The sequence below is a fragment of the Brachybacterium sp. SYSU DS0246 genome (assembly GCF_059391765.1).
Genome location: NZ_JBZXYT010000001.1, coordinates 192,641 through 205,511, shown reverse-complemented (window position 1 = coordinate 205,511; position 12,871 = coordinate 192,641). Strand labels below are relative to the sequence as shown.

Here is a 12,871-nt window from a genome sequence, read left to right as displayed (position 1 = left end):
CCCGTGGAGACGCTTTACCGTTCCGGACGCATCCTGACAATGGTCGACCAGGACGACGCACCAGAATCCGTGCTGGTCCGCGATGGCCGGATCGCGTTCGTCGGCCCGCTCGCCGAGGCCCGTACACAGGCAGGCGCCGACGTCACCGAGGTGAATCTGGCCGGACGCACGCTGATGCCCTCGTTCATCGATTCGCACGGTCATCTGCTCCAGCACGGGGCGCTCTCCGCGCTGGTCGACCTTGAGCACGCCGACAGCATCGCCGACATCGTCGCCGCGTTCCGCACGCGTCTCGCCGAGCGCGATCCCTCCGACAGATCCCCGTTGATCGGCGCGAAGTACGACCCGAACCTCCTGGCCGAAGGCCGCCACCCCACCCGATACGACCTCGACCAGGTCGCCGCCGACCTGCCCGTGTTCGCTCTGCACCGCAGCATGCACGTCGCCGTCGGGAATTCGTTCCTCGTGCAGAGTGCAGGCCTCACAGCTGAGACCCCGGATCCCGAGGGCGGCCGCTTCGGGCGCGGCGCCGATGGCACCCCGGACGGGTACGTCGAGGAGCATCCCGCGATGGCCGCCTTCGCAGCGATCCTCTCCCCCGGAGGAAGCGGGGGTCTGCTCCCTGGTGGCGCGTCCGACCCAGACCGCTCCGTGCGGCTCGCCGTCCAGGACTACCTGCGCCATGGCATCACCACCGCGCAGGAGGGCGCTGCCGATCCCGCCACCGTCGACGGACTCGCCGCGGCCGCCCGCTCAGGAGGCCTCGGGCTGGACGTGGTCGTCTATCCCGTCGTCCAGTCCGAGACCGTCGCCTACGACCGGTATCCGGAGTTCGCCGGGGACTACGTGGGCCGGCTGCGCCTGGGCGGGTACAAGATGATCCTCGACGGTTCGCCGCAGGCCCGATCGGCCTGGATGAGCGAGCCCTACGAGCCGGTCCCGGGCGATGAGAACCCCGGCTGCGCCTACCCGATCCATACGCCCGCTGAGGTCGAGGAGTTCACGCGCACCGTCGCCGAGCAGGGGCGGCAGCTGATCGTGCACTGCAACGGTGACGCGGCCGCGGAGCTGTGGGTGAGCACCGCCGAGCGCGTTGGCGCCGAATATCCGGACTGGCTCAAGACCCGCCCGGTGATGATCCACGCCCAGACGGTGCGCGATGATCAGCTGGAGCGGATGGCGCCGTTGGGCATGATCGCCTCGATCTTCTCCGTGCACACCTGGTTCTGGGGCGATGTGCACCTGCGCAACTTCGGGCCCGTGCGCGGCCGGCGGGTCTCCCCGGCGCGTTCGGCGCTGGACCGCGGAGTTCGGGTCACGCTGCACCAGGACTCCCCCGTCACGCCGCCGGACATGCTGCTGTCGATTTGGGCGGCCGTGAACCGTGTCAGCCGCACCGGCCGGCCCGTCGGCCTGGAGGAGCGCATCTCCACCTGGGAAGCGCTGCGCGCCGTGACGGCCGAAGCGGCCTACCAGTACGGCGAGGAGCACGACAAGGGATCGCTCCGCGCCGGCATGCGCGCCGATCTCGTGATCCTCTCCGGTGACCCGCTGACCACCGCTCCGCAGGACCTCCGCGATCTCGAGGTGCTGGCAACGATCAAGGACGGGGAGCTCGTCTACGAGGCGTAATGCCCGTGACGACGCAGGACTGCGGGCCTCGGCGCGGCCGCTAGGGTTGTCCCGTGCAACTCCCTGACCATGGCCTGGACCCGTCGGCGATCCGCGGAAGCTGGTCGGCCGCCACCCGAGACGACGTCGACTGGCGCGGGGGCCGCGGCTGGTCCCTGGTCTACGACTCCCCGGACTGGCACCAGCAGCTGGTGGATGAGGCCTCTGCCCTGTTCGCGCACGAGAACGCACTGTCTGCCTCGGCGTTCCCGAGCGTGCAGCAGTTCGAGTCCGAGACGATCGCGATGGTCGCCTCGGTGATCGCACCGGAGTCCGAGGCGTTCGGCGTGTTCACCTCCGGCGGGACCGAGTCGATCATGGTGGCGCTGAAGGGGTACCGCGACCTGCCCGGCAACGAGACCCGTCGCCGCCTGGTGATGCCGGTGACCGCGCACCCGGGCTTCTGGAAGGCCGCGGACTACCTCGGCTTCACCGTGGAGCTCGTGCCCGTCGGCCCGGACGGTCTGCCCGCGCCCGCCGACGTCCTTGCCGCCGTCGATGACCGCACCGCCGCCGTGTGCCTGTCGGCCCCGTGCTTCCCCTTCGGCGTGGTCGACCCCATCGCGGAGATCGCAGGCCACCTGGCCGGAACTGGCGTGGGGGTCCACGTCGACGCCGCCATGGGCGGGCTCTTTCTGCCGTTCCTCGATGCCGCCGGGGTGGAGCCTCCGCAGTTCGGCCTCGATGTGCCCGGAGTGATCTCGGTGTCCGTGGACATGCACAAGTACGGGTACGGGATGAAGGGCGCCTCGGTGCTGCTGTTCGCGAATCCGGAGCTGCGGCACGCCAGCTACTACGTCTCCACCGGCTGGCCCGGCGGCGCCTACGCCGCCTCCGGCGTGATCGGCACTCGACCCGTCGGCCCCGCCGCGGCCGCCTGGACCGCGCTGTCCGCTCTGGGCCGCTCAGGATATCGCGAGCTCGTGGCGCAGGTCATGACCACGGCCCGCACCCTGCAGGCAGGGCTCGCCGCGAACGGTCTCGAGGTGATCGGGACGCCGCCGATGGGCGTGTTCGCCGCCACCTCCGCCGGGCCCTCGATTCCGGCGATCGCCGGAGCCCTCGGCGAGCGCGGCTGGTGGATCGACACCCAGGAGGACCCGCCGTCCCTGCACGTGGTCACCTTCCCCCGGCACGGGGAGGTCGCCGAACAGTTCCTGGGCGACGTCGCCTGGGCCGTGGGGAAGGCATCGGCTGACGATGCCCCGCAGAGCGCGGGCGCCTCCTACGGGGTGATGGTCCGTGGCGGCTCGATCGACGACCAAGTGCTTCGTGAGCACCTGGACGAGCGCTTCACCGTGCGGGACTGATCCCCGCCCGGCGGAGGGTCTCTCGAGCAAGTTCGTCGAGGGCGTCCACGACCATCGACCGCGGCGATTCCGCGATCAGGACGGAGAGTTCCGTGCAGGCGACGAGCACGCCGTCGCAGCCGCCCCGCAGCTGGTCATCGATCACGGCGTGCAGTCGTTCCCGCAGCGGCTCACGGTCCGCGCCCGTCTTCACCGCGGCGATGATCTCGAGGACCTCCGCCTGCTGCTCGGCCGGCGCGGCGGCCTCCACCCCGTGCGCGGCCAGGGCCCGCTCGTACATGCCGTGCTCGAGCGTCGCCGCGGTCGCCAGCACGCTCGCACGGGTCATGCCCCGGGCGGCGATGGCCCGCCCCGCCTCGTCGATCATGTCGACGTAGCCGCTCTCCCCCAGCACCTGCGGCAGGAAGGGGTGGACCGTGTTGCACGGGACGGCAATCACCGCGGCCCCCGCGCCGCGGAGCACCTCGGCTCCGCGGCGCAGAGCCGGCACCGGAGACTCCCCGGTGCCGCGCAGGGCGGCGACCCGGTCCGGGATCTGCGGATCGGACCACGAGATGGTGGTGGGATGGTCCGCATCGCGCTGGGCCGGGGTGAGCTGGACCAGCCGCTGCTGGAAGTGGACGCTGGCGGCCGGCCCCATCCCGCCGAGCACACCGATCGTGGATGTGGTCATGCCGGGACGGTCTCCTTCGTGGCGCTGTAGGTGCGGTTCCAGCCCGTCACGGCCGAGAGGATGATGACGGCCAGCAGCGCCCAGGCGTACGGGTTCAGGAATGCCGCACCGATTCCGGGGGCGGTCAGGTCAGAGGTCGCCGCGACCGTGGTGAAGGTGGCGAACCAGGCGATCACCGCGTTGTGCCAGGGCAGCATGTAGAACAGAGTGCAGGCACTGCAGTCCAGGAGGTTCGCGCGGCGTGCCGGGCTCAAGCCGTACTTCTGGCCGAGCGGCTTCGCGATCGTCGGCCCCACCAGCAGGATCGCCGGGGCGTTGGCGCCCAGCGGCACCGTGAAGATCAAGGTGACCACGATAATGGTGAGCTCGGCGCTGCGCACGCCGCGAGCGGCGGCATTCTGCAGCTTCGCGAGCAGCGATTCCATCATCCCGCTCTCGGCGAGGACACGAGAGAAGGCCATGATCAGTAGAACGAGCAGGATCAGTCCGGTCACGCCACCCATGCCGTCCTCCAGCAGACCCGTGGAGTCACCGCGTTCACCCGGGATCGAGAAGATGGCGCCGATCTGCAGCTGGCCGGTGACCAGCCCGATCACGACGGCGCTGACGATGCCCCATGTCAGCGAGACGAACAGGTGGCGGCGCAGGAGCGCGAGGGTGAGCACGAGTGCGAAGGGAATGATCTGGATCAGTCCGATCGCCCCGGTGGCGTTCTGGTCGGCCTCGGTCACGTCGCCACCGCCGCCGAAGATCGCGAACACCACCAGCGCGACCGCCGCTGCCGACAGTGCGAGAGGAAGCCGGGACCGTACGACGGAGCCCAGCTCGGCGTCCTGGGTGAAGGACGAGGTCACCGTGGTGTCCGAGATCGGCGCGATGTTGTCGCCGAACGCGCCACCGGCCAGGATCGCGACCGCGAGCATCGTGGGGTCGGCGCCGAGCAGTACGCCCGCGGGGTACAGCACGGGCACCATCGCCTGAACGGTGCCCACACTGGTTCCCGTGCCGGCACCGAAGACGCAGGCCAGTAGGAAGGCCAGCACCGTGAACCAGGAGCCGGTCAGGCCCGTCTGGAGGCCGAGCCAGAGCAGGCCGTCCACCAGCCCGGCCGCTTTCATGATGGCCCCGAACACGCCGGCGAAGACGAACGCGAGGATCACCATCGCGCCGGTCCGGTCCGTCAGTCCGCGCACGATCGTCTCCGCGTACCGGGTGCGGTTGCGGGCCAGGGCCATGCCGATGACCAGGGCGAGGAAACCCCCGACCCAGAACGCCGAGATCGAGGCGCGTTCGGTGATGGACAGCCACGACATCACCGCGATGAGGACGGCGGCCGGGATCAGCCCGGCCCAGCGGCCTCCGTACAGTTCGAGCCGGTCGTTCGGAAGCAGGGTATCGGGCTGGACATCGGGGTTCTGTCCTGGGGGAACCGACATGTCGATCCTTCCGGGATCGTGCACAAGGGATGGTGTGAACGCACGTTACCGGAGGGACGGAGATGATCAACGATCACTCGGGGACGACGTCACCGCCCATACGCCCGCGACGGGATCTGCGTGGCCAGCTTGCCGCCGGAGACGTCCAGCAGGGTGCCGGTGATGTAGGAGGCCTGGTCGCTGGCCAGGAAGATCAGCAGGTTCGCGACGTCGTCCGGGGTCTCCCAGCGACGCAGGGAGAGGGTGTCCAGCAGCCGGTCCTGCGCCTCGGTGGGCATCTCGGCGAAGCCGTTCATGGCGGTGGGCACCATGCCGGGGGCGTAGGCGTTGACGGTGATGTCCCACGGCCCCAGCTCGGAAGCGAGCACCCGGGTCAGCTGCACCACGGCGGACTTCGAGGCGGAGTACGCGGCGCTGGCCACGCTGGGGACGATCGCGGCGAACGAGGCGGCGTTGATGATTCGTCCGCCGCCGGCGGCCTGCATCAGCGGCGCGACGGCCTGACTCATGAGGAACACCCCGCCCACGTTCACGTCCATGCAGGCCTTCCAGCGCGCCCACTCGATGTCCGCCACCGCGCCCTCGACGTTGATGCCGGCATTGTTGACCAGCACGTCGATGGTGCCGTGGCGGCCGGCCACCTCGTCCACCGCCGCCTGGACCGACTCGGGATCGGCGACGTTGCACACGACCTGCTCGACGGGCAGCTCCTCGCCCTGACCCTCCTCGACGCCGACGCCGTCCGCGGGGTCGGGGAAGGCGAGGTCGAAGGCGACCACCCTCGCGCCCTCGGCGGCGAAGCGCTGGGCGATGACGGCTCCGATGCCGCGCGCCGCGCCGGTGATCACGACCACCTTGTTCCTCAGATCCAGCTCCATCGCGTCGTCCTCTCCGCGGCCCGTCGCCGCTGGCTCGCCCTCGGCATGCCCCGTCGGCAGACCGTCCCAAAAAGCATACTATTGAGATCGGGCGGGTCGCCGGAGCCGCTTTCGCATCGGCCCGGCCCGATCCGCACAGCACCCGAGCAGCCACAGAACGACGGCACACCCCTGATGACGACGGCACGACGAGGAGACCCCATGACTGGCACGAGCACACCCGCCCTGTGGATCACCGGCGGAGGCAGCGGCATGGGCCGCGCCGTGGCCCGCGCCGCGGCAGCCCTGGGCTGGGCCGTCGCGGTCAGCGGGCGCCGCCGCGAGGTGCTGGACGAGGTGGTCGCCGAGATCGCCGCCGACGGGGGCGAGGCCCTGGCCCTGCCCCTGGATGTGCGCGACAAGGAGTCCGTGGCCGAGGCCGCCCAGGCCGTCGCGGATCGCTTCGGGAGCCTGGATGCTCTGGTGCTGGCCGCCGGCCAGAACGCGCCGCAGCGCCGCTGGGACGATCAGGACATGGGCGAGTTCGAGCAGATCGTCGGCACCAACCTCACCGCGGTCGCCACCGTCATCGACGCCGCCCTCCCCCACCTGCGTCAGAGCAGCGGCATCGTCGTGGCGATCTCCTCCTACGCGGGCTGGAGCTTCCAGCCGGGCGCGGGCGTGGCCTACTCCGCCTCCAAGACGGCCGTCTCCTCCCTGGTCCGCACCCTGAACCAGCAGGAGGCCGCCCACGGCGTGCGCGCCTGCCACCTGTGCCCGGGCGATGTGGCCACCGACTTCCTCGAGCAGCGCCCGCAGGTGCCCGACGCCGCCGCCCGCTCCGTCATGCTCACCCCGGAGGACATCGCCCGCACCGTCAGCTTCGTGCTCGAGTCCCCCGCGCACGTGCGCATCGACGAACTGGTCGTCTCCCCCGTTTCCCAGGCCTGAGCGAGCCGGGATGGCCGCGGACTCCACCGCCTTCGAGAGTGCCCTGGATCAGCTGGGCCGCGAGATCGTCACCGGCGAACTGCCCGCCGGGCACGGCGACACCATCGACGCCCTGGTCCAGCGCACCGGCGCCTCCCGCAGCGTGGTGCGGGAGGTGACGCGGGTGCTCGGCGCGCTGGGCATGCTCAGCGCCGGGCGGCGCGTGGGCCTGCGCATGCTGGGCCGTGAGCACTGGGACGTGCTGGATCCGCGCGTGATCCGCTGGCGGCTCGAGAGCAGCGAACGAGCCCAGCAGATCGAGGAGCTGCGGGCCCTGCGCCTGGCGGTCGAGCCGGCCGCCGCGGCCGCCGCCGCCCGGGCCGTCCGCAGTGGATCGGCCAGCACGGACGAGCTCGAACGGGCCGTGGCGGCGATGCGCTGCGCGGCGAGCGAGCCCGAGGCGACGGCGTTCCTGCAGGCAGACCTCGCCCTGCACGCCGCGGTGCTCGACCTCTCCGCCAACAGCATGTTCGCCCGGTTGCGGGCGGTGATCGACGAGGCCCTGCAGGAGCGGGCCGTGCGGGAGCGGGCCCACCTGCTGCCCGATCCTCACGACCTGCAGCTGCACGTCGAGGTCGCCGGTGCGATCACCGCGGGCGAGGCGGAGGAGGCGGCGGCGGTGATGCACCAGATCGTCGAGCGCACCTCGCAGGAGGCGGCCGGCCGTACAGGGAGCCCGGCCGGTCCCGCGAGCTGACCGCCGCCTGGGCTCACTCCCGCGCGAACAGCCCCACCGCGTCCCACGCGACCCAACCACCCTCGACCAGGTGCAGGTCAACCACGTTCTCTCCCGCCTGCAGCGCATCGGCCGGGATCGCGAACTCGTGGAAGGAGCGCAGCAGCGTCGAGCCGGGCACGGTCGCATCGCCCTCCCGCGAGCCGCGCGTGGCACCGGTGGGCAGCTCGATGTCGCGGACGTGCTGCGCGCCCACGCTGACCGCCAGGGTCCCGCCGAGACGGGTGGTGTCCACCAGCCAGATCGCCAGGTCGTGGTCGCCTGCTGGAGCCTCATCGAGGGTCACCCTCCAGCGGGCGCGGTAGTCGTGGTTGCCTGCCCAGCCGTCTCCCGGGCCGGGCAGCAGATAGGGCCAGGCGCTGCCCGGCTCGTCGGCGCCCTGCGTGTACTCGATCACCGCATCGGGGTACTCATCCGGGATGCTCGAGTAGGAATCCGGGGCGAAGCGGAACTCGAGGGTGCGGCCATCGAAGCTGCCGATGGTGGCGACCTCGCGGCCGGTCGCGGTGACCGAGGGCTGCGAGGTGGCGGTCAGCGGCTGACTGGGCTTGCCGCGCTCGCCCGCGTCGGAGACGGCCAGGACGGTGTAGGTCCACTCCTCGCCGGCGGCATCCAGGCCGTCGTGGACCAGGCGGGGGTAGACGGTCTTGGCGAGCAGATCCTCCTCGCGCGGGGCGGCGGGCGCGCCGGCGCCCCGCACGGCGTAGACGCGGTAGTGGTCGATCAGCGGCTCCCAGGCCAGGGGCTCCCAGGTCAGGGTTGTGGTGGCCAGGGCGGGCTCGGCGTGCAGACCGGTGACGGTGGCGGGTCGCGGGCTCATGATGCTGTCTCCTCTCGGGCCCGGGTCACGCCGGGATCAGACGGGGGTCGTCGGCCGGTGTGGTGAAGCGCGCCGAGAGCTGCTTGGGCGCAGTGTCGTCGGCCTCGATCCACTCGACGATGTAGAAGCTGGCGGTCAGCTCCTCGGGCGTCAGGCGCACGTGGAGGTATCCCCGTCGGCCGTCGTAGTGCTTGACGTACTCGTGCTGGGTCCAATCCGAGGTGTAGCCGTCGGTCTCGGCGCCGTCCCCGTCGGAGGCGACGGAGGTGCACACCAGCTCCACGCCGATGGTCTCGGCATCAGGATCGGTGAAATCGGCCCGCAGCTCGGCGGCGACGTGCTTGTGGATGTCGCCGGTGAGCATCACGGGGTTGGAGCTGGCGGCCATGGCATCCAGCAGCCGCTGCCGCGCGGCCGGGTAGCCGTCCCACATGTCGGTGCGGTCCTCGCTGATCGCAGTGAGCACCACGCCGTTGGCCAGCACGTTCCACGTCGCCTCGGACTCCTCGAGCCGCCCGGTGACCCACCGCTCCTGCTCCGCGCCGAGGATCGTGCGATCCTGCGCGTACTGCTCCTCGGCGCTCTCGGGCACGGGGTCGCGGAACTGGCGAGAATCCAGCAGGGAGAAGCGGGCCAGGGAGCCCACGTCGAAGCCCGCGGTGATGTCCGTATCCGGCCCGTCGGGCAGTGCCGCCAGGTCCAGCGGCATGTTCTCGTAGAAGGCGCGGTAGGCCACGGCGATGCGATAGGTGAACAGCTCCGGCGGGATCGCGTAGGCCGAGGTGTCCGCGATGTAGTTGTTCTGGACCTCGTGGTCATCCCACACCGCGACGGCCGGCACGCGGGCGTGGACGGCCTGCAGGTGCGGATCGGACTTGAACAGGGCGTAGCGCAGCCGGTACTGCTCGAGCGTCTCGATCTCCACGCCGTGGGCGGCGGAGACCTCGGCGCCCTGGCGCCACAGGTTCGACTCGGTGATGCCGTACTCGTAGATGTAGTCGCCGACGAAGACCACCAGGTCGAGGTCCTCCTCCGCGGCCAGATGCTTGTGGGCGGTGAAGTGACCGTGGTACCAGGCCTGGCAGGAGACCACGCCGACGGAGAAGGAGTCCACGTCGGCGCCCTCCGCGGGCAGGGTGCGCAGGCGGCCGACGGGGCTGGTCTGCTTCCCGACGAGGAACCGGTAGAAGTACTCCGTCGCGGGCTCGAGCCCCTCGACGCGCGGGTGCACGGAGTGGGCGAGCTCCGGCTGGGCGAGGGCCTGGCCGCGCTGGACGATGTCACTGAACTCGGCGTCGCGGGCCACCTGCCAGCGCACGCTCACGTTGCGCAGCGGCATGTCGCCGTGGCCGTCCTCCGCCAGCGGCTCGGGGGCCAGGCGGGTCCACAGCACCGCGCCGTCGGGCCGGGGTGCGCCGCTGGCCACGCCGAGGCCGAAGAGGTTCTCGCGGTGCGGCAGCGGCTCGGCGTCGGCCTCGGGGGCGCTGATGCCGAGGGCGAGCAGGGCGGCCGAGGCGCCGCTGGCCTGCAGCAGGCGACGGCGGCTGAGCGAGGTGGGCGGGGCAGGTGCCGGCATGGGGTCTCCCGAGCTGGTGTCGTCGTGACGGTGTGACATCACAGTCAAGCACCCGACGGTTTCTCCTCGATGAACGCCGGAGGACGCATGGGCGACGCGGCGCCAGGTGCGCCTCGAACCCCCCGTGCGCCGTCCGGGTGGTGCATGAGCGAATCCGGCGGCTTGGCCCAGGTCAGGGCTGATCGGTGGGGCGGATGACGATCTCGTTGACAGCGACGCGCCGCGGGTTGGTGACGATGTAGCCGACGGCGTCGGCGACATCGTCGGTGTGCAATGCCTCGACGTCACCGAATGCGGCGGTGAAGTCGGTGTCGGAGTTGGCCTTGTGCTCGAACAGCTCACTGGCGGTGCGGCCGGGCTCGATGACCGAGAAGCGCAGGCTGCGGGTGGTGTACTCCTGGCGCCAGGCTTCGGTCGCGCCGGTCACTGCGAACTTGGTCGCGTTGTACAGAGCGACGGTCGGGGCAGCGAACCTGCCGGCAACAGAGGAGATGTTCACGACGTCGGCAACCGAACGAGGGCCATGCTGCGCCGCCACCAGCAGGTGAGGCAGAGCGGCTTTGGTCACGTACATCAATCCGCGCAGGTTGATGTCGACCATCCGGTCCCACTCGGACAGTGGTGTCTCGTCAGAGGCGCCGTTGAGCATGACGCCTGCGGCGTTGACCAGCGTGTCCAGTCGGCCGAGCGCAGTGACGGTGGTCTCGACGGCGGCGGCCGCCGTGTCGGCGTCGGTCAGGTCAGCGGCGACGACCAGGGCGGTGCCACCGTCGGCGCGCAGCTCGGCGGCAAGCTCTTCGAGCCGGCCGGCGCGCCGGGCGACGAGGGCAACGGAAGCGCCCGCGCCGGCGAGGCGGCGGGCCGCGGCGCGGCCGATGCCGCTGGAGGCTCCGCTGATCATCGCGACGGTTCCGGTGAGGTTCTCAGTCATGGTCGTCCTCCTACGTGGGTGGCATCGGGGAACAGATGCCGGTCTGATTGGTGACGACATCCATGCCATCAGCACGCAGGGGCCAGGGGAACCAGATAGCACGCCCTCTGGCAACTGGTACTCGCACTACCTGCTACACCGGCCAGGGGCTTGAGCGCGACGGCAGACTGGGAGGATGACAACGCTGAACGGATTGCGCGAGTTCCTGACTTCACGCCGGGCACAGATTGATCCGGAGGCTGTCGGTTTACCGCCGTCGCCGGTTCCGCGCCGGCGCCGGGGGCTGCGCCGCGAAGAGGTGGCCGCATTGGCCGGGGTGAGCGTCGACTACTACGCGAGGTTGGAGCAGGGACGCATCGGCAATGTCTCGGACCAGGTCCTCACTGCTATCGAGGACGCGCTGCGGCTCAACCCGCTGGAACGGCAGCACCTGCGCGGCCTTGTCAGCCCGCAGCCGGGAAGCCCGCACACGCAGCGAACGGCCAGGCCGCGGGCGCGGGTCGGGATGCGTGCCCTGGTCGACGCCATAGATCCTGTTCCGGCGCTGCTCCAGGGACCGCGCATGGAGATCCTGGCCTGGAACCAGTCAGCCACGATCCTGCTAGCGGACTTCGCCGCCGTGCCGGCGCGCGACCGGAATGTTGCCCGATGGCTGTTCCTCGACGCATCCAACCGCACCCGGTACCCGGACTGGGAGGAGGTCGCCGGACCCACCGTTGCCGCGCTGCGGGCGGCGCACAACCCCGCCGAGCCAGATGCGGAGTTGGAGGAGCTGGTCGGCGAGCTGTCGGTGGCGTCGCCGGAGTTCGCCCGGTTCTGGGCGGACTACCGCCTGTTCAAGCACGGGCACGGCACCAAGCGCATCTTCCACCCCACCGTCGGGGTGATGACACTCAACTACGAGACCCTGGAGGTCCCGGAGTCAGGAGGGCAGTTCCTCTCCACCTACACCGCCGACGTCGGCTCGCCCGCGGCGGAGAAGCTCAGCATCCTGATGAGCTGGGGGCGCGGAGCCACCGAGCCCTCTGAGTCCGCCACGAACAACGCTGATGGACACGACACCCGGCAGTCCTAGTGTCGCGTTGCTGAAGTGGTTGGACGCTTGGCTTTCGTGAGGATCTGACCTGAGGTTGCTGGCTGGGCGCTTCCAGGCGCGGTAGGTCCTCGCAGCGATCTCCAGGCCCTGCTGGCGCAGGACGCGGAGGATCGACTCGACTGCGTAGCCCTCGGCCCTCATCTCGTCGATGAACGCGAGGATCAGCGGCCTCGGGGGTCGAGCTCCCCCGCGAAGAAAATCGAGGCCCGCCGGAGGATCTCGTTGTCCTCCCGGAGCCGCTTGACCTCCGCCTTCAGTCGCTTGACCTCGGCAGACTCCTCACTGGTCACGCCCGGCTTCGTCTCGTTGTCGACGTCAGCCTGGGCCAGCCAGCGCCGCACGGACTCCCGCGAGACGCCTTCCTGGCGGGCGACCGCGGCCGTCGCCGCGGTCAGGGTGGGGTACTCCTGCTGGTGCTCGCGCACGAGCCGCACGCACCTCGCGCGCAGCTGGGGATCGATCTTCTTCGGCATGCTGTCCATCCTTCCGGACTCAAACAGCAGCAGCATCAAACCTGGGCCGGTTCATGACCCTCATGGACTCCAGCTGCACCTCGAGGTCACCGAGGCGATCCGGGCGGGCGATGCGACCCGGTCGCCACGGTGATGCGGCGGGTCGTGGAGTGGATCCCGCAGAGGTGGCCGGGACAGGATCCAGATTCTATAAGGCACTAGCGCGCGTGCAGACCCTGTCTCTAGAAGGGATCTGGAGGGAGGGCGAGGCCGTAGATGGGGCTTGTTCAGCCGTCCGCCGGCGTGATGAAGGCAGCCAAGAT

Annotated in this window: 11 protein-coding genes and 1 pseudogene; 5 read left to right on the top strand and 7 right to left on the bottom strand. The window is 70.6% G+C overall.

The features are described from left to right. Positions 1-3: 3 nt before the first annotated feature. Positions 4-1,632 carry an amidohydrolase gene (locus tag AC5020_RS00860; RefSeq protein ID WP_464986830.1) on the top strand — a complete coding sequence of 543 codons (1,629 nt, stop codon included), beginning with the start codon at positions 4-6 and terminating at the stop codon, positions 1,630-1,632. Positions 1,633-1,685: 53 nt separating this feature from the next. Further along, a complete protein-coding gene (locus AC5020_RS00855; protein WP_464986829.1) occupies positions 1,686-2,981 on the top strand; it encodes a pyridoxal phosphate-dependent decarboxylase family protein in 1,296 nt (431 codons plus the stop codon). Here the strand turns inward: AC5020_RS00855 and cuyB are convergent. The 3 genes from cuyB to AC5020_RS00840 form a co-directional block, all read right to left on the bottom strand. Then, positions 2,965-3,654 (bottom strand): cysteate racemase, encoded by a 690-nt coding sequence (cuyB, locus tag AC5020_RS00850; RefSeq protein ID WP_464986828.1) that lies wholly within the window; start codon positions 3,652-3,654, stop codon positions 2,965-2,967. The genes AC5020_RS00855 and cuyB overlap by 17 nt on opposite strands. Then, the gene (locus AC5020_RS00845; protein WP_464986827.1) at positions 3,651-5,090 is read right to left on the bottom strand and encodes a Na+/H+ antiporter NhaC family protein; all 1,440 of its coding nucleotides are present in this window, start codon (positions 5,088-5,090) and stop codon (positions 3,651-3,653) included. The genes cuyB and AC5020_RS00845 overlap by 4 nt, the downstream gene beginning before the upstream one ends. A gap of 89 nt (positions 5,091-5,179) precedes the next feature. After that, positions 5,180-5,968: an SDR family NAD(P)-dependent oxidoreductase gene (locus AC5020_RS00840; RefSeq protein WP_464986826.1), complete on the bottom strand. Its 789-nt coding sequence runs from the start codon at positions 5,966-5,968 to the stop codon at positions 5,180-5,182. A gap of 201 nt (positions 5,969-6,169) precedes the next feature. On the opposite strand from AC5020_RS00840, the gene AC5020_RS00835 reads away from it, so the two are divergent. Beyond that, a complete protein-coding gene (locus AC5020_RS00835) occupies positions 6,170-6,898 on the top strand; it encodes an SDR family oxidoreductase (protein ID WP_464986825.1) in 729 nt (242 codons plus the stop codon). A gap of 10 nt (positions 6,899-6,908) precedes the next feature. Beyond that, positions 6,909-7,634: a FadR/GntR family transcriptional regulator gene (locus tag AC5020_RS00830; protein ID WP_464986824.1), complete on the top strand. Its 726-nt coding sequence runs from the start codon at positions 6,909-6,911 to the stop codon at positions 7,632-7,634. Between the two features lie 13 nt (positions 7,635-7,647). Here AC5020_RS00830 and AC5020_RS00825 read toward each other — a convergent pair whose 3' ends face one another. The 3 genes from AC5020_RS00825 to AC5020_RS00815 all read right to left on the bottom strand — a co-directional run bounded on the left by AC5020_RS00825 (position 7,648) and on the right by AC5020_RS00815 (position 11,000). Further along, a complete protein-coding gene (locus tag AC5020_RS00825; RefSeq protein ID WP_464986823.1) occupies positions 7,648-8,493 on the bottom strand; it encodes a polysaccharide lyase family protein in 846 nt (281 codons plus the stop codon). Positions 8,494-8,518: 25 nt separating this feature from the next. After that, positions 8,519-10,069, bottom strand: coding sequence for an alkaline phosphatase D family protein (locus AC5020_RS00820; RefSeq protein ID WP_464986822.1), 1,551 nt, complete (start codon positions 10,067-10,069; stop codon positions 8,519-8,521). 172 nt (positions 10,070-10,241) lie between these two features. After that, positions 10,242-11,000 (bottom strand): SDR family NAD(P)-dependent oxidoreductase, encoded by a 759-nt coding sequence (locus AC5020_RS00815; protein ID WP_464986821.1) that lies wholly within the window; start codon positions 10,998-11,000, stop codon positions 10,242-10,244. A 175-nt stretch (positions 11,001-11,175) separates the two neighbouring features. Here AC5020_RS00815 and AC5020_RS00810 point away from each other — a divergent pair, with 175 nt between their 5' ends. Further along, entirely contained in the window at positions 11,176-12,075 is a 900-nt protein-coding gene (locus AC5020_RS00810; protein WP_464986820.1) for a helix-turn-helix transcriptional regulator, read from the top strand. 66 nt (positions 12,076-12,141) lie between these two features. Here AC5020_RS00810 and AC5020_RS00805 read toward each other — a convergent pair. After that, positions 12,142-12,569 (bottom strand): annotated as a pseudogene (locus AC5020_RS00805) (IS3-like element ISPfr13 family transposase); the annotation flags it as partial. Positions 12,570-12,871: the final 302 nt, after the last annotated feature.